Source organism: Vibrio sp. Y51_MX_L26, assembly GCF_024181935.1.
In the GTDB taxonomy this organism is placed as follows: Bacteria; Pseudomonadota; Gammaproteobacteria; order Enterobacterales; family Vibrionaceae; genus Vibrio; species Vibrio diabolicus.
Genome location: NZ_JAMZAS010000003.1, coordinates 279,312 through 302,185 on the forward strand (window position 1 = coordinate 279,312; position 22,874 = coordinate 302,185).

Genomic DNA, 22,874 nt, shown 5'->3' on the forward strand with positions numbered 1-22,874 from the left:
GAATACTGCCTCTTCGCTTTATCAAGGAAATAACAATGAAAACAAAGTCAGTATGTCTTACTTTTTTAGCACTTAGCCTCTCAGCTGGTGCGATTGCGAAACCGCTTGTAATTGCACACCGTGGCGCATCGGGTTACTTGCCTGAGCACACGCTAGAAGCCAAAGCGCTTGCTTACGCAATGAAACCTGACTACATAGAGCAAGATGTGGTAATGACGAAAGACGACCAGTTGGTCGTGTTGCATGACCATTATCTAGATCGTGTAACGGATGTTGCGGAGCGTTTTCCTGATCGCGCACGCAAAGACGGTCGCTACTACGCGATTGATTTCACACTGGCGGAAATCAAATCGCTGCGAGTAACTGAAGGCTTTAATATCGATGACAAAGGTAATAAGGTCGCTGGTTATCCGACACGATTCCCAATGTGGAAATCGGATTTTACCGTGCCGACGTTTGCTGAAGAGATTGAGCTGATCCAAGGACTTAACAAGACGTTGGGTTACGACATCGGTATTTACCCAGAAATTAAAGCGCCTTGGTTCCATCGTCATGAAGGTAAGGACATTTCTAAAGCGGTGCTTAAAGTCTTGAAGCAGTACGGTTACGACTCGCAAGACGACAAAGTTTACCTGCAGTGTTTTGATGCGAACGAACTGCAACGCATTAACAGTGAGTTGATGCCCGCAATGGACATGGATTTAAAGCTCGTTCAGCTCATGGCTTACACCGATTGGAACGAAACTATGGTGTACAAAGGCGATACAGCAACGCCATACAGCTATGATTGGATGTTCGAAGCCGACGGCATGAAGAAAGTGGCGAGTTACGCCGAAGGTATTGGACCTTGGAAGCCGATGCTGGTGGATGATAAGTCAACCAAAGACAACATCATCATCAAGCCGTTGATGAAGGCTGCAAAAGACGCTGGCTTGCAAGTGCATCCATACACGTTCCGTGCCGATCCAGGACGCATTCCTGCGTACACGGACAGCTTTGAAGGCATGATGGATGTGTACTACAACCAAGTGAAAGTGGATGGTTTGTTTACTGATTTCCCAGATAAAGCAGTCAGCTTTTTAAATCAGTAATCAGCACTCACGCATTTTGCTTTTAGCTAAAAAATCCCCCAACAGTTTCCTGTTGGGGGATTTTTCGTAGGGTTAATTCACTGCAATACCTAAATGACTTCAAGATGCTCAGTTCAGAGCGTGGTCACTGATACGAGTTCAAGGAAAATGGCGAAGTGAAATAGCTCGCTATTTTCAAGTTATTTGACGCGGGAATCGTGATAGTGACACGCTCCCAAAGGGCGAGTTGTCTTGGCTTTCATGCTTTGTTAACGAGCTTTGATTTAGATTAACTAGATCTTCAACTCGTTGCCGCGCCTGCAAGCCAAGTTAGCCTCGCTGAATCAAGCATCTCGAGGTTATTTAGGTATTCTTATTAGTTGTTTTTATGCAATTCGCTGTTCAGTTCAACCGCGCTCTTGTTTGCAAGACACTCGATTTGACCTGTTACAGAGTTACGACGGAACAGTAGGTCAGAAACACCGGCAAGATCGCGTGCTTTCACTACTTCTACTTCTTGGCCAGCAGAATCTAGCATGCGCACTTTTGAACCAGCAGTTACGTATAGACCTGATTCGATAGTACAACGGTCACCCATTGGGAAGCCAAGACCTGCGTTCGCGCCTAGTAGAGAGTTTTCACCGATAGAAACCACAACTTTGCCGCCGCCAGATAGCGTACCCATGATAGATGCGCCGCCGCCGATGTCAGAGCCGTTACCAACCACTACGCCAGCAGAGATACGACCTTCAACCATGCTCACGCCTGTTGTACCCGCGTTGAAGTTGATGAAGCCTTCGTGCATTACCGTTGTGCCTTCGCCAACGTGTGCACCAAGACGTACGCGAGAAGTATCTGCGATACGAATGCCAGTTGGAACCACGTAGTCCACCATTTTAGGGAACTTGTCTACGCAATCTACGCTTAGCGTACGGCCAGCTAGGCGAGCTTCGATTTGACGCTCAGCCAGTTCAGGTAGGTCGATTGGACCTTCGTTAGTCCATGCGATGTTGTGTAGTAGACCGAAGATGCCATCCAGTACGGTGCCGTGTGGCTTGACTAGACGGTTGGAGATAAGTTGAAGTTTTAGGAAGCCTTCAGCAACAGATTGTGGTTGTTCATCCGTAACTAGAATAACCAGTACAAGCGGCTGTGCTGATTCTGCTGCTTTGGTTGCGAAAGATGCGTTTGCTGCATCGCCGTTTGCTTCGAAAGCCGCCGCAAGTTCTGCGCTTTGTGCAGCTGAGATCTCGATAGCTTGGTTGCCTTGTTCGTAACCTGCTACTGCTGCTAGTGCGTTAACAAGCTCTTCATTTGGGTTAAGAACTGGGTTTGGAAAAAACGCTTCAATGATTTTGCCATCGCGGTTTTTAGTCGCTGTACCAAAGGCTAGAGAAAAGAAAGCCATAGTTGATCTCCATGTGTTGAGTCTTGTGTCTCGTCTGTTCACTGACAAGAAATAATTAAGTTGTCAGCCATCATAATGAGAGTGCTAGGGAGTTTAAAGAGGGGAAATAGATAAAGTCTGTAGATGGATACCTTTTGTCTTTTGGGAGATATGTCTGTCTGATGAGAAATGTGGTTGTGAGGTGGTCAATTAGCAGGTGTTTGTTGAAATGAAAGAAGGCGATTTGTCGTATCTGTGCTCGAAAGAAAGGGCGATCTTTCCATGATGATGTGTGCCTTCAGATATAAAAAACGCCACATGATGCGGCGTTTCTTTAACAAATGAGAGGCTTATGCAGCGTCTTCTTGCTTGTCTTCTTCTACAGATTCAAGCTTTTTTGCTTTCTTTGGTGCCGGTTTGCGTTTTGCACCCAGTGCGTAAAGCACTTCTTCTTTGTTTTGAGCGAGGTACATCGCAAGATCTTCTTGCTTCCCTTCATCTTCTAAAAGTTCACTTTTACCTAGCAGCGTGAATAGTTCGTCTGCCATGTCTAGCATTTTATCGTATGCGTCAGCTTCCGCTTTAGAGGTAAAAGTCATTTTCTCTTCTCCATTGCGTTCTACCACGTACTTGACGATTACAGCCATGGTTGGTCCCCTAACTTGGTGTATTGATACTGGCTTTTTATACAGTTTTTGACCAGTTAAGTCTAGCGACAAGCCTAAGAATGAGAGACACGTACAACTAACTGACCAGCATTTAAACTATCTCCGTTTCACTTGGAGGGTGTATCCTCTAGATAAAGGTTATTTGGTCGTTCCCAGTCTTGGCAAAATTCGATAAACGTTCTGAGTAGTGGGCTTTGGTATTTCTCTTTGTGAACCAGTAGCCAGAAGCGACGTTTCATATCTAAAGGCATGTCGAGCAGTTTTACGCGACCGTCACGAATAGCAGGTTCTGCAGACAAACGTGACAAGCAACCTAAGCCCAGCCCAGCAGATACTGAGTTGATCAACGCTTCGGTGGTATTGAGCTGAAAAGCTTCATGCCAATGTTCCAAGCGCGGCGCGACAACGCGCATAAAAAATTCGCGTGAACCAGATCCCGCCTCTCGCAATATCCATTCACTGTTTTCTAGCTCGGTTAAGTTTACTGGCCCTTCGTGCGCGGCTGGGTAATCGGGCGCGCAAATCACGCACATTTCATCTTCGCTAAACTGGGTGGACTGCAATTCAGGGTGAAGTGTTTTGCCTTCAATGAGGGCTATGTCTAACTCGTAATCGGTCAGCATGTCGCAGATTTGTGCAGAGTTAGAAATGAACAGGCTTTGAGAACGATGGTTCGTTTGCTGACGAAATTCGCTAAGCAAATAGGGCGCGACTTGGTTGCCAATGGTGTCGCTGGCACCAATGCGAAGTTGGCCCGATAGCGCTTGGTCACCATCGAAAATGCTCTCGATGTCCTTGGCTCGGTTGAGTAATTCATCCGCCAGTGGCAGTAGCTTTTGACCTTCTTGGTTCAAAATCAGTCGGTTATTAACACGATCAAACAAGTGATGGCCGATCTGCTTTTCTAATTCTGAGAGTGCCATGCTCACAGCGGCTTTTGATAAAAAGAGACTATCAGAAGCTGCTGTGAGCGTTTTGTGTTGCGTGATCGTCGTAAACACTTTCAGTTGTTTAAGAGAAATGTGACTTGCCATACCCCACCGTTAAGTAATTTTGAACGTTTGTTTTAAATAATTAGATATATCGGAACGAAGTGCAAGCGTATTATACGCTCCATCAAGAGTGAGTCTGGTTGAGGTCATCATGATTCAAAGAACAAAAGCAAAAGTAATGGGAGCGCCAACTCCAATGGCGGGTTTGGCTCTTGGTATTGCAAGCTTGGGCTGGAGTTGGGAAAACTTCGCCGAATTACATGGCTACGGACAGTGGATTAGTGCGGGTATCGCGAGCATATTGTTGGCTATATTGGCAACCAAGTTTTTGCTACATAACCATCTATTGAGACAAGATCTTGCTCATCCGGTCGTGGGCAGCGTGGTTCCGACATTTGCGATGGGCACTATGGTGGTATCGAACTCTCTCGGCCATTTTTACCCATTGGCTGGTGATGTGCTTTGGTTGATTGCGGTGGTTCTGCACATCGTGTTCTTGGTGAGCTTTGTTTACCATCGCGCCAAAGATTTTGAATTACATCACATGGTTCCAAGTTGGTTTGTACCTCCAGTGGGTATCATCGTTGCGGATGTGTCTTTCTCTGGCAACCCGATGTTAGCGCCAGTGGCACAAGGTGCATTGATGTTTGGTATGGTGGCGTACGCGATCATGTTGCCGATGATGATTTACCGTTTCATGTTTACCCATGAAATTCCGGATGCAGCGAAACCAACAATGGCAATCATGGCAGCGCCAGCAAGTCTATCATTGGCGGGGTACTTAACGGTCACTGCGACACCATCACCAGTGATCATCGCTATGCTATTTGGTATCGCGGTATTGATGACGGCCATCATATATCTCGCGTTCTTTAAATTGCTTAGACTGCCATTTAGCCCTGGCTATGCAGCGTTTACCTTCCCGATGGTGATCGGTGCGACGGCGCTGTTTAAAATGGCGAATTGGATGGAGTTGCAAGGATTGGCTGCGCACTATGTTCAACAAGTGCGAGGCTTAGCTGGTCTTGAGTTGATTGTGGCAACATTTGTTGTCTCTTATGTGGCTTTACAATACATCAACAACTTATTGATTCAGCCACGCTTGATGCACGCTCATCACGCTTAAATAGCAGATAGGGAAAAGCCTCTTGGTCTTACAGCCAAGAGGCTTTTTTATTTCAATCGGCGTCGATGTTGGACACTAGCCTTTTTTGTAAAATCGCGACATCTCATCCAGAGAATGACGAATGATATCGACAGGAACTTTCTGTTCTTTCTCGACTTTTAACTGGCGATTCAGTTGCTGAGAGTGCCCGCCAGGATTGACCACAAGCATCAGTTCTTTGCCGACCAATGCATAGTTGTAGTAGCTGCCAGCAATATACCAATCGCGAGGGGCAGAGCTATCAAACAAGTTATGACCAACGCTGTATGAACTCGTTGTGCCTTGAACGTCAAACAGCGTATTCATCATGGTTGGCACGACGTCAAAATGGGTCGTGCGGTAATCAATTTGCTCTGGTTGACGATTTGGCATGTACACGTAAAGAGGCACATGCACTTGTACGTCACTGTAGTTACCCGTGTGGCCCCAATAGTTCATCTTATGGTCATTAAACTCTTCACCATGATCAGATGAAATTACCACAATGGTATTGTCTAAGTCGACGTTTTTCAGCACATCACCAATCAAGCTATCGATGTAGTACAACGAGTTCTTGTATCGATTGTGGTAAAGCGAAGCGTCAAAATCGTTGTTGAGCAAAATGTGGTCAACGCGTTCCCAGTATGGTTTGAATTTCGCAAATTCAGGTTCGGGAAATACTGTGCCGTGGGCGGCATCGTAGAACAGAAAACCAAAGTACGGTTTGTCGCTGTCCTGCTTTTGGAACTCGATGAACTTGTCTGTGATCTGCTGATCGCGCTCGACGGCCGTTTCTCCAGTTTGTCTCAGAGTCAAGTCCGACACTTTTTTGAATACCGTGCGAGAAAGTGGCGGGCTGGTGAGCGGTGCTGAGCCAAAAATGCCCATGCGGTATCCTTCTGCTTGCAGCGTATCCATAAAAACAGGAGAGCGTTGGCTTGCGTAAAAGCTTTCCCAGTAGGTCGCTGGCAAGCTGTAAAACAGGCTGAAAATACCCGCTTGAGTTGAGTTGCCGCCGCTCATGTGTTGTGTGAAATTCACTGTCTTTTCGGCGAACTTGCTGACATTTGGCATGACTTCCGGCGTCGCATCACTGTAGCGCCACGCGTCAACCAAGATAAACAAAACATTGGGCTGCTTCTCTTTGCTTTGCACTTGAATGGGTGCAAGCGGGTAGTTGAGTGAGCTACGTTCAATATTGGTTAACTCTACGCGGTTCTTCGATGCAATGTTCTCATCCACTAGGTCGTGTTTGTAAATAAATTTACGAGCCGTCAGCGGGTAGTAAAGTGGCCAGTTATTCGAAAACTGACTGACTTCATCGTCGTAAAGCGCGTTTTTGTACGCATGAATCATCTGTGTGCTGACCAATACAGCAAACCAGACGCTGATCAAAACGAACTTAGCTCGGCTTTGTGCCAGTTTATTACTTACCCAAACGGTACAGGCGAGCCCGATCACCAGAACGGCAACTTCACTGACGAAGATAAGCCAACTCATCCACGAAATATCGAAGACATCACCGCCACCTTCGAAAAACATACGGATTAATAGAGCGTTGATGTGAAGTTTGTATTGCTGAAAAACGAGGATATCGACTTTAAACATGATCAATAGACAGATCGCAATAGCGATCACGATGCCTTTGAATGCTCGAGTCGGTAGAAAAGAGAGCAATAAACTCAACAACATAAATGGAAGAGCGATCAAGCCCAGCCAGCCATATTGAGTCGAAACTAAATAGTAACCTTGCAACAAGGTTAGTGGTTCATTCTGATTGTTAGACAACACAAAAGGATAACAAGCGATCGACAGATACACTGCAAAGCAAGCAAAAAAAGCAATCAGCCAAGCGCTGTTGGAAGACAGTTTGCGAAACATACTTTTTGTTTGTTTATAAATTATGGGTAGTGGGAGTATAAAACAGTGTTTTTTATTATGGAATAGTTGCGACGAATGTCACATTTTGTATGGAAGTGTCAGACTTGATTGACATGTGAAAATTAAGAAGATTCATACTCTATTTGAGTGATATATAACCTTTTGTTTTTTCCGAACGCGAGATCACTGCGGGTTTAAATGGGGCTGTGCTAAGCTAGCTAACAGTTTCAATCGGCGCTCGGTATTCCCAATTTGTTTACTGTTTATCATTCCAACCAAGTTGACGTTCTCAAATCACTCCTTGTCGAACTGATTCGAATCAGTCCGCTGGAAAACCCGTTCGAAAAAGAACAAATTCTGGTTCAAAGTCCGGGCATGTCCCAGTGGCTAAAAATGGAATTGGCCAAAGAGTTTGGTGTTGCCGCGAACATTGATTTTCCGCTTCCTGCTACCTTCATTTGGGATATGTTTACGCAGGTGTTGCCAGACGTGCCAAAACGCAGTGCGTTTAACAAAGAAGCGATGACGTGGAAGTTGATGCATCTGCTTCCGGGGCTTCTCAACCAAGAGGTGTTTTCGCCGTTAGCGCAGTACCTCAAAGATGACAGTGACCACTCTAAGCTGTATCAGCTGGCTGAGAAAATTGCTGATATTTTCGATGGTTACTTGGTGTATCGTCCGGAATGGATCGCAAGTTGGGAAGCTGGGCAGAGTGTGCCAGAGCTGGAAGATGAGCATCCGTGGCAGCCGATCCTGTGGCAAGCGTTGTACGATCACACTGTGTCATTAGGACAGTCTCCTTATCACCGTGCCAACCTTTATGAGCACTTTATCGACACATTAGCGAGTTTTAACGGCAATTTTGACCATTTACCCAAGCGTTTGTTTGTTTTTGGCATTTCTTCGTTGCCGCCTCGCTATATGGATGCGCTAAAAGCAATTGGTGAACACATCGACGTGCATCTGATGTTCACCAACCCTTGTCGTTATTACTGGGGTGAAGTTCGAGATCGTAAATATCTGGCTCGTTTGGCGGCGAAACATCGTCAGCACGTTGTGTGGCAGGACGATCACTCGGAAGTGCAAGGTGAAACTGAGCAACTGAAAGGTTCACTGGAAGATAATGTGATCGATGAGCTGCACACCGATGTGGTCGGAAACAGTCTGTTGGCGTCCATGGGTAAACTCGGACGCGACAATATGTACCTCTTGTCTCAGCTGGAATCTCATGAAATTGAAGCGTTTGTTGATGTTGAGCGCGACAGTCTGCTCCATCAATTGCAAGCGGATATTCTCAATCTTGAAGAACATCAAGATGACCAACAGATTGAAAACAGTCATCACAAACAAGTGGTTAGCTTGGGTGATAAATCACTGAGCCTACACGCTTGTCACAGCCCGATGCGTGAAGTGGAAGTGCTGCATGATCAACTATTGGCGATGTTCGATGCTGACCCAACGTTAAAACCGCGCGATATTATCGTGATGGTCGCGGACATCAACGCTTACAGCCCTGCGATTCAGGCGGTCTTTGGTAACGCACCGGGTGAGCGTTTTATTCCCTATTCGATTTCTGACCGAACCGCCGACCAAGAGAGCCCAATTCTTGCCGCATTTATGCAGTTGGTGAACTTACCCAATACGCGCTGTTTGGCATCAGAACTACTCGAACTTCTGGAAATTCCGGCGATATTAAAGCGTTTTGAACTCAGCGAAGATGATTTCTTACAAGCCAAACAATGGGTTGAAGAATCGGGAATTCGCTGGGGGTTGGATGCCAATACCGGACGCGAATTTGAACTGCCGGAAACCCGTCAAAACACATGGCAATTTGGTATTCAACGCATGTTGCTTGGCTACGCGATGCCAGAATCCGCAGGTTTGTTTGAAACCGAGCAAGGCAGTTTGTCTCCGTACAACGAAGTGCAAGGCATGGGCGCAGAGCTTGCGGGCAAGTTGGCACACTTTATCCAACAAATTAGCACTTATCGCAGCAAACTTTCTCATGTTCAGACTATTGATGGTTGGCGAGAGACTTTGGTTTCACTGCTGGATGACTTCTTCTCAGTTGAGTTAGAAGGTGAAATGGCGCTCAAATCCATTCGCGATACGCTCAGCCAACTCAAAGAGCAATTGGCTGATGCCGCATTTGATGATGCGTTATCGCCGTCGATCATCAGCCAGTACCTTCAAAACAAATTATCTGGCACACGAGTCAGCCAGCGCTTCCTTGCTGGTCAAGTGAACTTTTGTACCCTGATGCCGATGCGCTCTATTCCGTTTAGAACCGTTTGTCTACTGGGGATGAATGACGGCGTGTACCCGCGTTCCATGCCGCCGGAAGGTTTTGACTTGATGACGGGAAGAACCAAACCGGGCGATCGTTCGCGCCGAGATGATGACCGTTACCTATTCCTCGAAGCGATGTTGTCTGCACAGCAAACGCTGTACATCAGTTATGTTGGCCGTTCAATCCAAGACAACACCGAGCGAGTGCCCTCGGTATTGGTTTCTGAGCTGATGGAATACTGCCACCAAAACTATTGTTTAAGTGGTGATGAAGCGTTGCCCGTTGATGAGTCTGGCGACAACTTGTTAAACGCGTTGGTGAATACCCACGCCATGGTGCCGTTTAGCCCAAGTGCGTTCCAAGGCATGCACGCCAGCTACGCGAAAGAGTGGATTCCAGCGGCATTGACTCAAAGTAGTCAATCGCAAGGCTATGTTCGTCGTGATTTTAACCGTGCATTAGACGACTATCTGTTAGGAGCGACGTTCCCACTTGAGCTCGACTTAGTCGAATTGCAACGTTTCTGGCGCTTACCGGTGCAGTTTTTTTTCAATCGTCGCTTAAAAGTAATCTTTGAACCGCCACTGCCGGTGATGGAAGACGACGAACCCTTTGTTTTAGGTGGTTTGGAAAGTTATCAAATGCGTGATGAGCTGTTAGAAACCTTGCTTGAAACGACATTGATGCAGCCAGAGAAAAAAACAGAGGTGCTTAAACACTTTATGAGTCAACAGCGCGCGCAAGGCAAACTGCCGGTGGGGGCGTTTGGTGATATCGAGTTTGAAACCAACCGAGTTCAGGCGGAAGAGCTGGTGGATAAACTGGCGTTTTTATCTGGTGCGCCTCAAGACGATTTGGAAATCGACCTGACGTTTGACTCCTTATTTGAGCGAAATGAAGGCGAAGAGAAAAACGTTCGCCTAACAGGTTGGCTAACCCAGTGTTACCAATCTGGGTTGATTCTCTACCGAAGCGGTAAGATTCGAGCTCAGGATTACCTTGCTGCGTGGATCGATCACCTTGCCATGTCGGCGTCGGGTTATGCCAAGAAAACTCATCTGATTGGCTACGATCGTAAAGAAGGCGCGCTGCATTTGATCTACCCAGAAATTGCCGATGCGCAGTATGCCAAACAGCGACTGACTGAATTAGTTCGCTTGTTCTTCGAGGGTATGACTAAGCCTTTGCCTTATTTCCCGAAAACGGCGTTGGCTTGTGTTGAAGCGGGCTTTAGCCGCGGTCAGTGGGTCGATGACGAAGAGAAATCTTTGAAGAAAATGGCTGACGCATTCAATGATGGCTTCATGAGCCCGGGCGAAGGCAATAACGCGTACATCTCTCGAATTTGGCCTGCTTGGAATGATGAGTTGGCCTCAGAAGTTCGTTTGCTGACAGCATTAGTACTGCAAGGTGCGCGCTTAGCGGTTCAAGACGCTGATGATGTAAAAGCGTAATAAAGACAGTTGGATAAAGAGAAGGAAGAGTAGGGTGGCCGCCAGAAAATCATTATTTTTTGTAGGGCGTTCGCTGTACGGCCACAAGGTCAGAGGGACCATGATACTTTTGTTTAATTCATTTGAGTTGTGCCGCCAAAAAGGTTTGGCTTATCTCGTGGGGCGCATACTAACGGTACGTCTTATGGATAACCGTGAGAAAGATCTCACAAAGCTCTAAATTATCCAACTTGTTAAACATATTAATAGAATTTTTAACTATAGATCACATTTATTAGGTGATACGTCCTAGTAAATAATCCGGAGAGATTCAGCGTTATGGATCAAATGTCAGGTGCAGAGTGTCCTCTACATACGTTAGACCGCACAGAGCAACCTCAACCAACGCCACTAGAACCGATGACGTTTCCTCTGCATGGTGCGAGGTTAATCGAGGCATCAGCAGGTACAGGTAAAACCTTCACTATTGCAGGTTTATATCTGCGCCTTTTGCTTGGTCACGGCAGCGCGGAAACTCGACATCGCGTCCCGCTTACGGTCGACCAAATTCTGGTCGTAACCTTTACCGAAGCGGCAACTGCGGAATTACGCGATCGTATCAGGGCAAGAATCCATGATGCGCGAATCGCGTTTGCGCGTGGACAGAGTTCCGATCCGGTGATCCAACCTTTGCTTAATGAGTTTGACGATCACAAGCAAGCCGCAGAAGTTTTATTGCAGGCAGAGCGTCAGATGGACGAGGCGGCGGTCTACACCATTCACGGTTTTTGCCAACGTATGCTAACGCAAAATGCGTTTGAATCTGGCAGCCGATTTAATAACGAGTTTGTGACCGATGAAAGTCACCTAAAAGCGCAAGTTGTAGCCGATTACTGGCGTCGCAATTTCTACCCGTTGCCGTTTACCTTGGCAGGGGAAATTCGCCAGCTATGGAGCTCTCCATCTGCGTTGTTGTCTGACATCAGCAATTACTTAACTGGTGCGCCGTTAAGCCTTTCTGTTCCTGCAATGAAAGGCAGTTTGGCTGATCTTCATACTGAAAATTTGAAAAAAATTGATGAATTAAAAGTACAGTGGCGAGAAAGCCAAGATGACTTCTTCACGCTGATTTCAGATTCAGATATTAACAAACGCAGCTACACCAAAAAGTCTCTTCCGTCGTGGTTGGAGGCGGTAAACGCTTGGGCAGCAACGGAAACCACAGGTTACGATTATCCAGACAAGCTGGAGAAATTCGCGCAAAACGTCTTGTTGGAAAAAACACCGAAAGGCAGTGCGCCGCAGCATGCGGTATTTGAAGCCATTGAAACATTTCTTGCCAATCCAATCAGCTTAAAAGCGCCACTGCTTGCGCATGCGATTGAACATTGTCGTGTGATGCTGGCCAATGCGAAAAATCAAAAACAGTGGCTCTCTTTCGATGATTTGCTGACGCAACTTTCTGCTTCTATCGATACGGATGAAAGCGAGCTTTTAGCGGCGCGTATTCGTACTTTGTATCCTGTCGCAATGATTGACGAGTTCCAAGATACTGACCCGCTTCAATACAGTATTTTCAGCCGTATTTATCTGAACAACCCGGAATGTGGTTTGTTTATGATCGGTGACCCCAAGCAGGCGATTTATGGCTTTCGTGGCGCAGACATTTTCACTTACATCAAAGCGCGTAACCAAGTAAGTGCCCACTACACGCTTGGGACCAACTGGCGTTCTAGTGCAGATATGGTGCAGGCGGTAAACCAAGTATTTGCTTTGCCAGACAGTCCATTTATCTATGATTCGGATATTCCGTTCTTACCCGTTAAGTACAGTCCCAATGCCGAAAAACGCATTTGGACTATGGGTGGCCAAAAGCAACCCGCGCTGACTTATTGGTTGCAAGAAGCGGACGATAAACCGCTACCAAAAGGCGAGTATTTGACTCGAATGGCAGAGGCGACCGCAAGCCAAATCCAAACTATTTTGACGCAGGCTCAACAGGGGCAAGCGTGTCTGGTGAATGGCGAAAAACAGAAAGCGGTTCAAGCGGGCGATATCGCGGTGTTGGTTCGAACAGGTAGTGAAGGTCGAATGATCAAACAAGCGCTAGCAGACCAAGGCATTGCCAGTGTGTACCTGTCTAACCGAGACAGTGTGTTTACCAGTTCGGTGGCGCAGGATCTACAGCGTTTGCTGCAAGCGGTGCTGACTCCAGAAAATGACCGTGCGCTGCGTGCAAGTCTTGCCTCTGAGCTGTTTGCCCTCGATGCAGCAAGTTTGGATGCGCTTAATAACGATGAAGTGGTGTGGGAAAATGCCGTAAACGAATTCAAAGAATATCGCAAACTTTGGGTTCAGCGTGGTGTGCTGCCGATGTTACGCGCGGTGATCAGCAAACGCCATATTGCCGAGCGATTACTAGAAGAAGGTGCGAGTTCACAGGGTGAGAATGGTGAGCGAGTACTTACCGATTTAATGCACATCGGTGAACTGCTTCAACAAGCTAGTAATGAACTGGATAGCGACCACGGTCTGCTGCGTTGGCTCGCTCAGTCTATCAGTGATGCGGAAAACGGTTTGGGTGGCAGTGATGACCAAATCCAACGTTTAGAATCGGAACGTAACTTAGTGCAGATCGTAACTATTCACAAATCAAAAGGCTTGGAGTATGACCTCGTATTTCTGCCGTTTGTGTTCAGCTATCGAGAAGCCAGTGAAGCCAAATATTACGATGCAGCCAATGACTGCACGGTACTGGATATCACTGGCAACGATGCGTCCATGAAGCAAGCGGACAAAGAGCGTTTGGCGGAAGACTTACGCTTGATATACGTGGCACTAACGCGTGCTGTTTATGCGTGTTTTATCGGTGCCTCACCGTTGCGCAATGGCCGTTCGACCAAAGAGCCAACTGGTGTACACCGCAGTGCGATTGGCTATTTGATTCAAAATGGTCAAGAAGGTGGCATTAACGATTTGCACCAAGGTTTAACAAAGCAACAAGACGAGCTTGATTGTGTCGTTGTGGCCGATCCGCCGCAGCAACTCAAAGATAAGTACGTAGCGCCACAAGAAGAAATACACGATCTTAGTGCGAAAGAACTGCAAAACCCTATCGACAGAAACTGGCGCATCACCAGTTATTCTGGCTTGGTCAAGCAAGGCTCTCATCACGCCGAGCATGATGCCACGATTGAGATTACGGGTTTTGATATTGACTCATCTGAAGAACAAGACGAAGCGGATTTGGTGGAGCCAGAGCGTTCTATTTTTACCTTCCCTCGTGGTGCGCGTCCGGGTACGTTCCTGCACAGCCTGTTTGAGGAAATTGAATTTACTCAGCCAGCCACGACGGAAGAGAATACACAAATCATCCTTGGCTTGATGGAAAGCGAACAGCTCGATGAAGAGTGGTTGCCCATTTTACAGCAATTGATTGATACCGTACTCGCAACGCCGTTGGATGGTAAGTCTTTGCTGCTGAATCAAAAAGCACCGTCGCAACGTTTGGTGGAGATGGAATTTTTGTTGCCGATTGAAGTGTTGTCTGCACCGGCGTTAAACCGAGTTATTCAGCGTCACGATCCGTTGTCGGCGAAAGCGGGGGATTTAGGTTTCCAAACCGTGCAAGGCATGCTCAAAGGTTTTATCGACTTGGTGTTTGAACATCAAGGTAAATACTATGTGCTTGACTGGAAATCGAATCATCTTGGCGACGATGTGGCGCACTACCATGGTGAGGCTCTGAAATCGGCGATGGCGGATCATCGCTACGATTTGCAGTATCAGATTTATGCGTTAGCACTGCATCGTTTCCTACGCAGCCGATTGGCGAATTATCAATACGAGCAGCACTTCGGTGGTGTATATTACTTGTTCTTACGCGGCATGGATGGGCAGAGTGACCACGGCATTTTTGCTGCGAAACCAACCTTAGAGTTCTTACAAGAGATGGATCGTTTGATTGATGGTCAAGCACTGGAAACAAGAGCAACTCAAGCCGGGCAGATGGAGCTACTTTAATGACGACAAATCACAATCTTCATGCTGACCAAGATAGCCTATTGGCAGTGCTAGAACGTTTGGCGCACAAAGGTGCCATTCGTCAGCTCGACTACCAATTCGCCTGTTTTATTGATTCTCAAACGCATGATGAACAGTCGGATAGCCAAGCACTGGCGTTTATCGCTGGTGTTGTCAGTAGTGAGCTTGGCAAAGGACATATCTGTCTGTCTCTGTTCGATGCACAAGGGCAATCAGCGGATTTAGCCAGTAAGTTAGGGCTGTTCGGTGAGTCGGCATTGGCACTCAACACTCAGCTGCAAGGCATAGACTGGATTCAAGTCTTACAAAATTCCGCCGTGGTCGGCGCGCAAGGAGAAGCCTTACCGCTGATTTTCGATGGCGAGCGTCTGTATCTGCACCGCTATTGGCATTATGAAGTGACACTGGCGGAAAAGCTTAATCAGTTGGGCGCTGTAGTGAACTTGCAGCCGCAAGAGTTAGCGCGATTATCCGAGTTGCTCAACCATCTGTTTGCGCGCCAATACCATTTTCTGTTTAACGCGTTAGGCAAAGCAGTAGAAGCGGGAAGCAGCAACCAAGTGTTGCGTCAGCAATTGGTGTGTGATCACCTTGATGTGGTCTCAAGCGAATCGTTGGATTGGCACGCCATTGATGCCGTGCTTAGCAATACGCGCAAGGTTCAGGATTTGCAAACACTGGATGAACTCGTACCACTCTCGGCTTGTGTGAACTGGCAAAAAGTCGCGGCGGCGGTTGCGTTAACCCGTCGATTTGCGGTGATTTCTGGTGGCCCAGGTACGGGTAAAACAACGACAGTAACCAAATTGCTTGCTGCGTTGATTGAGCAGGCGACACAAGAGAAAAATCTGACCATCAAGCTGGTGGCACCAACAGGTAAAGCCGCAGCGCGATTAACCGAATCCATTGGTAAAGCGGTGCAAGAGCTGCCGGTTTCTCCGGAGCTAAAAGCCAAAATTCCGACTGAATCGAGCACCTTGCATCGCTTGCTGGGCGCGATCCCTAACAGCGCAGAATTTCGTCACAACAAGCAGAATCCACTGCATTTGGATATTTTAGTTATCGACGAAGCGTCGATGGTCGATTTGCCAATGATGTACAAAGTGGTCGATGCCTTACCGAAACATGCGCGGCTGATTTTGCTCGGTGATAAAGACCAACTTGCCTCAGTTGAAGCAGGGGCGGTGCTGGGTGATATCTGTTCGTTCCACGCATTGGGTTATGGCAAAGAGCAGGCGTCAGCCATCGCAAAACTGACGGGTTTCGATACTTTAGCGCATACGGGTAACAGTGCATCTAGCATTGCCGATAGCTTATGTATGCTGCAAAAGAGTTACCGATTTGATGCTCGCTCAGGTATTGGTCAGTTGGCAAAAGCGGTCAACTCCGGTTCTGCTGCGAGTGTGGATAATGTCTGGGCGCGTGACTTTTCCGATATCGAACGTTTCGCGCTAAGTAGTCAACATTACAACCAAATGATGCAGACGTTGGTGCAGGAATACGGTCATTACCTCAAACGCATTGGACAACAGGAAACTGATCCTGAAACCGGAGAGCCAGAGTCGCTAACTCACAAAGCCAAAGCGGTGTTAGATACCTTCAACCAATGCCGACTGCTGTGCGCGATCCGTGAAGGTGACTTTGGTGTAGCGGGGCTAAACCAGCGTATTGAGAAAGCACTCGCGGCGCGCAAGTTAATTCAGGTTCAGGATGAAATTTGGTATCACGGCAGACCCGTCATGGTTACGCGTAATGATCACGGTCTAGGTTTGTATAACGGTGATATCGGTATTTGCATGCGAGATGACAGTGAAGAAGAACCACGTTTGAAAGTCTTTTTCGAGTTACCTGACGGCAGTGTGAAATCAGTCTTACCGAGCCGAGTGCCTGAACATGAAACAGCTTACGCCATGACCATCCATAAATCGCAAGGCAGTGAATTTGACTACACTCTGATGATATTACCACCAGACTTTAGCCCGATATTAACCCGTGAGTTGATTTACACAGGTATTACCCGCGCGAAAAAGCGTTTAGCTCTTTACGCCGAACTCAATGTTCTGAAGCGAGGCATTAAGGTGAAAACGGCTCGCGCGAGTGGATTAGTACAGCGGCTTACGAATTAATTTTTACTTGTGATTGTGACATTTTCGAAGATGATTCTTTGTGGCGGGTCTTATATCCGCCATTTCGTTTTCATGAAAAATGGATTGCTATTGAGTAATATTCTTCCTTAAAGATATATTTCTCCTTTCTCATTCGCATATCAAAGGCAACTGAATATGAGTTTGCTCGACTCGTCTTTTCTAACCTTCTTTATCGCCGGAGGAGGCGCGTTTTTATGGTTCGTTATTATCGGAGCAATTTTTATATTTTTTATACCGCCAAAGGTGAAGCGGTTTGCTTTTAATCCGAAACATTATTCAGAAGTAGAGTTAGCCTTAGTCTCGGGTTTTCACTTTGGTGCTTTAGTACATGGTGTAGGCTTAGTTGCGGCGGTCGCTTTACCAACTTTAGCGAGGAGAAGGGGCTTTGCTGATATTCATCAAGTTTGCTCCGGTCTATTCATCGGAATTTGCCGTATTTATATAAGCGTTTTATTGCTTCTAGCTATGATCACTTTAGGCTCAATGGTGGTTTGGATGTCTATTACTTGAGAGCTGGAATAGAAGGTCGGTGAAGTTTGCAGTTATTAGAAGTTTCTTTTATTACATTTTTTGTTGCAGGTGCTTTGTTAGTTTTTTGGTACCTGATAGTAGGTATTTTGCTTATTGTTATCACGCCGCAAAAAGTAAAGCGCTATGCGTACACTAGTGAGCATTATACAGATATTGAGCTTGCTTTAGTTTCTGGATGTCACTTTGGGGCCTTAATACATGGATTAGCCCTTGTTGCCGCAGTTGCATTTCCTAAGTTGGCCAAAAAAAGAAAGCTAACAGATATTCGTAGAGTTTGCCCAAAGTGGTTCATAAGTATTGGGGTAGTGTACTGGACTATTTTAATCTTTATCGTAGTCACTATTTTTGCATCTTTGTTGGCTATGATTTTGTTTTGAATTGATTACGTACTTAAAAGAAGACCGAGCTTATGGCTCGGTCTTCTTTTATGCATGTTTTGCAAACGCATTGGTAAAAGACACGCTGCGTATTTTGTATTGCTGTTGATAAGCAAGAATAAAATCTCGGACAGCGTCATTTACGGGGAAAACACAGTGGACGTCTAGGCCTTCTAAAAACTGATTGTCAGCCATATCCCAGAAGCTTTGAAGCGAATTACAAATGATTGTTCTCATAACAGTGCTCGTCTCGGCTTATTTAAAGTCAGATTAACAACTGTCCTTGGTGTGCAATACGGAGCTAACTAGTTTTTCAATTGCCCAGTATTTTAGGGTGAAGGCTACATTACATCACCTAGATCCATTCGTATTGGTTAAAAACCAATCACTAGCGAGCAGAGTATAGCCAACCAAATGTATATTTAAAAGATAAAATTGGAACGAAAATTAAGCAATGGTTTGCGCATTTCTAAGTTGGGTTTACATGATGACCCGCTAGTCCGGAGTAGGGTTTATGTGTGGCCTTACTCCTAAACAAACTCGTTCCTAAACAAGCTCGATGTGCAGGGTTGAGCGTTAATGAACTGAATCCCGCACCTTGAGGTGTTGGTATAGCGGAACCTTAAATTTCTCTTCCTGATTTAAGGTTAAGCTACAAATCTAGCGCTAAGATTTTTGACTTACGCTGGAAGTTATATAGCCCTTGTTTGGCTCCGGGCAAATAGTCGACACTGACTTCGTAAAAACCTTGCTCTCTGAACCAATGTAGACTGTGTGTCGTGAGGACAAAAATCTGATCAATGGTTTCGGATTTAGAACGATGTTTCATGTAGTTGAGCAGTAACAAACCTCGGTTTCCATCACGATAGTCAGGGTGAATCGCTACGCAAGCCATCTCAGCTTTACGCTCTTCTGGGTATGGATAAAGGGCAGCACAGCCAATAATCAAGCCGTCTTTTTCGATGATGGTAAATTTTCCAATCTCTTGTTCTAGCTGCTCTCGAGAGCGCCTAACGAGTACACCTTGTTCTTCTAAAGGACGAATGAGGTCTAAGATACCGCCAATATCATCAATATTAGCTTGTCTCACTTGCTCAGCGCTTGCCATAACAACTTGGGTTCCGATGCCGTCGAAAGAGAACAACTCCTGAATTAAGGCGCCATCTACTTTATAACTGATCAAGTGGCTACGAGGTACTCCGGCACGGCAAGCGGCAATAGAGCCTTTAAGAAAGCGCAGTGTCCCAGTGTTGTAATCTAGGTCAGGAGACGTATTTTCAGAGAGCGTTTTGATAACATGCTCCGCCTCAATTGGCAGCAACTCGGCGACAGCATTACCGTTGTCATCAATGACACCTTGTTCTGAACAGAAACCAATCAGTTTGTCTGCGCCTAATTTGATCGCCAGTTGTGTCGCAACTTCTTCAGAAAGTAAGTTAAAACACTCGCCAGTCACAGAGCTCGCAATGGGGCCAAGTAGCACAATAGAGCCTTGGTCGAGCGTGCGATTAATCGCGTCGGTGTCAATGCGGCGAATGCGTCCACTATGGCAATAGTCCACACCATCATCAACGCCGAGTGGCTGAGCAATGATGTAGTTTCCGCTAACGACATTGAGCTGGGTACCTGCCATCGGAGTATTGTTGAGGCTCATTGATAGGCGCGCAGTAATCGCAAGCTGAAGTTGTCCGGCAGCTTGCATAACAACAGATAAAGCCGATTCATCCGTAATGCGGATATTTTTGTGGTAAGGCGTAGTGAGGTCTTGTTTTTCTAGCAGCTGATTAATTTGAGGACGTGCACCATACACCACCACGACTTTGATTCCGAGGCTGTGCATGAGGGCGATATCATTAATAATGTTGCCAAAATTTTTGTGTGCGACGGCTTCTCCGCCCAGCATGATCACCATGGTTTTTCCGCGGTGAGCATTGACATAAGGTGTTGATTGACGGAATCCTTTTACGAGAGCAGTACTACGAATTTTCACTACAGCCATTCCTTTGTTTAATTATGTCAAAATAATGCCTTTTTATTCACTTGGTGGCAAGGTGAAATTTTGGAATAAAGCACAAACATATTGAGGTAGGTTCTTGGTACCGTTGAGGGGGAGAGTTACAATGAGCGCGTCTTTTCTCAATACGTGAACCTCATGTCTTCTGCTGTTAATAAGAATGCTGCGATCACTGCTTCAAATCTGTCAAAAACGTCATCTAAATCAATGCTTCGTAAGTGGCTAGAGCGTTCTCTTATGCTTATAGCGATAGTTGGAACCGTTGTCGTGTGCATGCTGTATAGTGATTTGATTACTCGAACCATTAATCCGCCTATTCCTAAATCGACTATTTATGGCCGCTGGGTTGAGCAAGATGTTGCGCCTTATGCTCGTGAAGAATTTGTGTTGAGTGAGCACGGTGTTACTGTAAATGGTTCTACAGTGGCTACCAGTTTTGAATTCGATGGGGATTCGTTTTCGTATCGAGTGGGTTCAAATGAGCGGCACTTCAATTTTGTGGGTAAGCAGCATGCAGAAATGAAGCTGGATGCCAATGCACATTATCTACCTGTATTCCGTTTAGAGGGACGTGCAAGGATTGCGGTAAGATAGTCGTTTTTATCATTGTCTTTTAAGCAGAGAGCTCTTGCGTCTGTGAGTCACATGGATGATCACAATTTCATCTCTCAATAGGTAAATCTTACTTTCAAACATAATCCGGACAATTCCGTAATTCTTCCGCTGTTATCATGTTGCATTAACTGAATGAATTCACAACGAGTAAACGGATTGGCTTAGTGTTGAAACATTTTGTCGTTGCTTTTCAATTGCGTCGTATGCATTTGTTTGCCATCCTTTTGCTATTCTCTTTTACGGAAAAGACACGTGTTAAAAAAACTCCTTCCTATTATCTCTTTGAGCCTACTCTTTGGCTGTGCTCAACAAAATGATCGTGCTCAGCAATATCTTGATGGTGAGTTTCCTCAGATCCTCAATCAAGTGGATGTGGTTGAGTCTAACAAACCACGCGATTTTACTGAATTTAACAAGCAAGCTGAGCAAGTGGTGATAAAGTCACCATCCATGGCGAAGATGTACCAACCGCTATATCAACGATTAAGTGAGTGGGCGCAACAGAGCGGAGATACCAGTGCGTTGAGTGCGTTTGGCATTCAAGCCGCGCAATTGGGTGGTGGTGATAAAAAAGGTAATGTGCTGTTTACCGGATACTTTTCTCCCGTGATGGAACTGCGTCATACACCAAACGACATTTTTAAGTACCCAGTTTATGGCAAGCCAAACTGCTCATCAGATTGTCCGACTCGCGCGGAGATCTATAATGGAGCACTAGATGGACAAGGTTTGGTGCTAGGTTACGCGCCTAATCGTATCGACCCGTTTATGATGGAAGTGCAGGGCAGTGGCTATGTGCATTTTGAAGATGATGATACGTTGGAGTACTTTGCGTACGCGGGTAAAAACAACAAAGCTTACGTCAGCATTGGCCGCATTTTGATTGAACGTGGTGAAGTGCCGCGTGAAAAAATGTCCCTCAAAGCAATCAAAGAGTGGGTGATGGACAACGACGATGCAACAGTACGCGAGTTGTTGGAGCAAAATCCTTCTTACGTTTTCTTTGCGCCAAAAGCAGAAGCGCCAGTAACAGGCTCGGCTGGTATTCCGTTGTTGCCAATGGCCGCTGTCGCGGGTGACCGTTCTATCTTACCAATGGGTACGCCAATCTTGGCGGAAGTGCCACTGTTGAATGCTGATGGTACGTGGAGTGGTGCGCATCAACTGCGAATGCTGATCGTTTTAGACACTGGTGGTGCGGTAAAACAGAACCATTTGGATCTGTATCATGGCATTGGTGCGAGAGCTGGAACGGAAGCAGGGCACTACAAGCATTTTGGTCGAGTGTGGAAACTTGGGTTAGAAAACTCACCAACTCAAGCGCCTTGGGCTTTACCGCCAGAAAAGCTACAATAGTCGTCCAAGAGAGAGGAACACTCTCTTATCTAGACATTTCATCAAAGAGTGCGTATAAATCGCACTCTTTGTTTTTCTATCGATCATCTGGACTTCAATATGCGTGAACTCGATACCCCAGCATCTGACAGCTACAATCAACGCTTTGGCGGCACTCGTCGTCTTTATGGCAACAGCGAAGTGGACATTCTTCGCGCTGCACACGTTTGTGTGATTGGTATTGGTGGTGTAGGCTCATGGGCGGTGGAAGCGCTGGCTCGTACTGGGATCGGTGAGTTGACTCTGATTGATATGGACGATGTTTGTGTCACGAACATTAACCGCCAAATTCATGCGATGACGGGCACCGTTGGCCAAAGCAAAATTGAAGTGATGGCCGAGCGTGTCAAATTGATCAACCCAGAGTGCAAAGTCAATCTGATTGATGATTTCATCACGCCAGACAATCAACATGAGTACTTAAGCAAAGAGTTTGATTACGTGTTGGATGCCATTGACAGCGTAAAAGCGAAAGCGTCTTTGTTGGCGTATTGCCGCAGCAACAAGATCAAAGTGATCACCACGGGTGGTGCTGGTGGTCAGGTTGACCCAACGCAGATCATGGTCGCTGATTTAACGAAAACGATCCAAGATCCTCTAGCGAAGAAAATCAAAGACACCTTGCGTCGTCATCATAACTTCCCTAAGAATCCGGCTCGTAAGTTTGGTATTGATTGCGTGTTTTCAACCGAGCAGTTGAAGTACCCTCAAGCAGACGGTTCAGTGTGTGGTGTGAAGTCGACAGCGGAAGGCCCAAAACGTATGGATTGCGCTAGCGGTTTTGGTGCGGCGACTGTCGTAACTGCAACGTTTGGCTTTGTCGCGGTATCGCGAATCGTTGAGAAGTTGATTTCAAAATATAAGAAGTAAACTAGAAGAAGAGCGC

At 46.3% G+C, this 22,874-nt stretch carries 16 protein-coding genes; 10 read left to right on the forward strand and 6 right to left on the reverse strand.

Translation table 11 applies throughout. The features are described from left to right. Positions 1-35: 35 nt before the first annotated feature. Positions 36-1,091: a glycerophosphodiester phosphodiesterase gene (gene glpQ / locus NL645_RS09900; RefSeq protein WP_068864588.1), complete on the forward strand. Its 1,056-nt coding sequence runs from the start codon at positions 36-38 to the stop codon at positions 1,089-1,091. Positions 1,092-1,446: 355 nt separating this feature from the next. Here the strand turns inward: glpQ and dapD are convergent, their stop codons facing one another. The 3 genes from dapD to NL645_RS09915 all read right to left on the reverse strand — a co-directional run bounded on the left by dapD (position 1,447) and on the right by NL645_RS09915 (position 4,159). Beyond that, the gene (dapD, locus tag NL645_RS09905) at positions 1,447-2,478 is read right to left on the reverse strand and encodes a 2,3,4,5-tetrahydropyridine-2,6-dicarboxylate N-succinyltransferase (RefSeq protein ID WP_253651643.1); all 1,032 of its coding nucleotides are present in this window, start codon (positions 2,476-2,478) and stop codon (positions 1,447-1,449) included. A 329-nt stretch (positions 2,479-2,807) separates the two neighbouring features. Beyond that, positions 2,808-3,104, reverse strand: a complete 297-nt coding sequence (locus NL645_RS09910) for a YebG family protein (protein ID WP_041852896.1) — start codon at positions 3,102-3,104, stop codon at positions 2,808-2,810. A 128-nt stretch (positions 3,105-3,232) separates the two neighbouring features. Then, positions 3,233-4,159, reverse strand: coding sequence for a LysR substrate-binding domain-containing protein (locus tag NL645_RS09915; protein WP_124008453.1), 927 nt, complete (start codon positions 4,157-4,159; stop codon positions 3,233-3,235). A gap of 109 nt (positions 4,160-4,268) precedes the next feature. Between NL645_RS09915 and NL645_RS09920 the strand changes: the two genes are divergently transcribed. Further along, positions 4,269-5,243, forward strand: coding sequence for a TDT family transporter (locus tag NL645_RS09920; RefSeq protein ID WP_104974866.1), 975 nt, complete (start codon positions 4,269-4,271; stop codon positions 5,241-5,243). A 75-nt stretch (positions 5,244-5,318) separates the two neighbouring features. Here NL645_RS09920 and NL645_RS09925 read toward each other — a convergent pair whose 3' ends face one another. After that, positions 5,319-7,142 carry a DUF3413 domain-containing protein gene (locus tag NL645_RS09925; protein ID WP_253651644.1) on the reverse strand — a complete coding sequence of 608 codons (1,824 nt, stop codon included), beginning with the start codon at positions 7,140-7,142 and terminating at the stop codon, positions 5,319-5,321. Positions 7,143-7,394: 252 nt separating this feature from the next. On the opposite strand from NL645_RS09925, the gene recC reads away from it, so the two are divergent. The 5 genes from recC (at position 7,395) to NL645_RS09950 (ending at position 17,964) form a co-directional block, all read left to right on the forward strand. After that, a complete protein-coding gene (gene recC, locus NL645_RS09930; protein ID WP_253651645.1) occupies positions 7,395-10,886 on the forward strand; it encodes an exodeoxyribonuclease V subunit gamma in 3,492 nt (1,163 codons plus the stop codon). 327 nt (positions 10,887-11,213) lie between these two features. Further along, entirely contained in the window at positions 11,214-14,888 is a 3,675-nt protein-coding gene (gene recB / locus NL645_RS09935; protein ID WP_253651708.1) for an exodeoxyribonuclease V subunit beta, read from the forward strand. Then, a complete protein-coding gene (gene recD / locus NL645_RS09940) occupies positions 14,888-17,035 on the forward strand; it encodes an exodeoxyribonuclease V subunit alpha (RefSeq protein ID WP_253651646.1) in 2,148 nt (715 codons plus the stop codon). Before recB ends, recD begins: the two co-directional genes overlap by 1 nt. A gap of 156 nt (positions 17,036-17,191) precedes the next feature. Beyond that, positions 17,192-17,566 (forward strand): hypothetical protein, encoded by a 375-nt coding sequence (locus NL645_RS09945; protein WP_182032723.1) that lies wholly within the window; start codon positions 17,192-17,194, stop codon positions 17,564-17,566. 26 nt (positions 17,567-17,592) lie between these two features. After that, positions 17,593-17,964, forward strand: coding sequence for a hypothetical protein (locus NL645_RS09950; protein ID WP_046874995.1), 372 nt, complete (start codon positions 17,593-17,595; stop codon positions 17,962-17,964). 48 nt (positions 17,965-18,012) lie between these two features. Here the strand turns inward: NL645_RS09950 and NL645_RS09955 are convergent, their stop codons facing one another. Further along, positions 18,013-18,201 (reverse strand): hypothetical protein, encoded by a 189-nt coding sequence (locus NL645_RS09955; RefSeq protein ID WP_074191720.1) that lies wholly within the window; start codon positions 18,199-18,201, stop codon positions 18,013-18,015. Between the two features lie 415 nt (positions 18,202-18,616). After that, positions 18,617-19,954, reverse strand: coding sequence for an amino-acid N-acetyltransferase (gene argA / locus NL645_RS09960; protein WP_012841478.1), 1,338 nt, complete (start codon positions 19,952-19,954; stop codon positions 18,617-18,619). Between the two features lie 162 nt (positions 19,955-20,116). Here argA and NL645_RS09965 point away from each other — a divergent pair, with 162 nt between their 5' ends. The 3 genes from NL645_RS09965 to tcdA all read left to right on the forward strand — a co-directional run bounded on the left by NL645_RS09965 (position 20,117) and on the right by tcdA (position 22,858). Continuing rightward, a complete protein-coding gene (locus tag NL645_RS09965; RefSeq protein WP_041852897.1) occupies positions 20,117-20,572 on the forward strand; it encodes a DUF2850 domain-containing protein in 456 nt (151 codons plus the stop codon). Positions 20,573-20,845: 273 nt separating this feature from the next. After that, on the forward strand, positions 20,846-21,949 hold the full coding sequence (gene mltA, locus NL645_RS09970; protein WP_012841480.1) for a murein transglycosylase A: 1,104 nt from the start codon (positions 20,846-20,848) through the stop codon (positions 21,947-21,949). A 99-nt stretch (positions 21,950-22,048) separates the two neighbouring features. Continuing rightward, positions 22,049-22,858 (forward strand): tRNA cyclic N6-threonylcarbamoyladenosine(37) synthase TcdA, encoded by an 810-nt coding sequence (tcdA, locus tag NL645_RS09975; RefSeq protein ID WP_005380241.1) that lies wholly within the window; start codon positions 22,049-22,051, stop codon positions 22,856-22,858. Positions 22,859-22,874 lie beyond the last annotated feature (16 nt).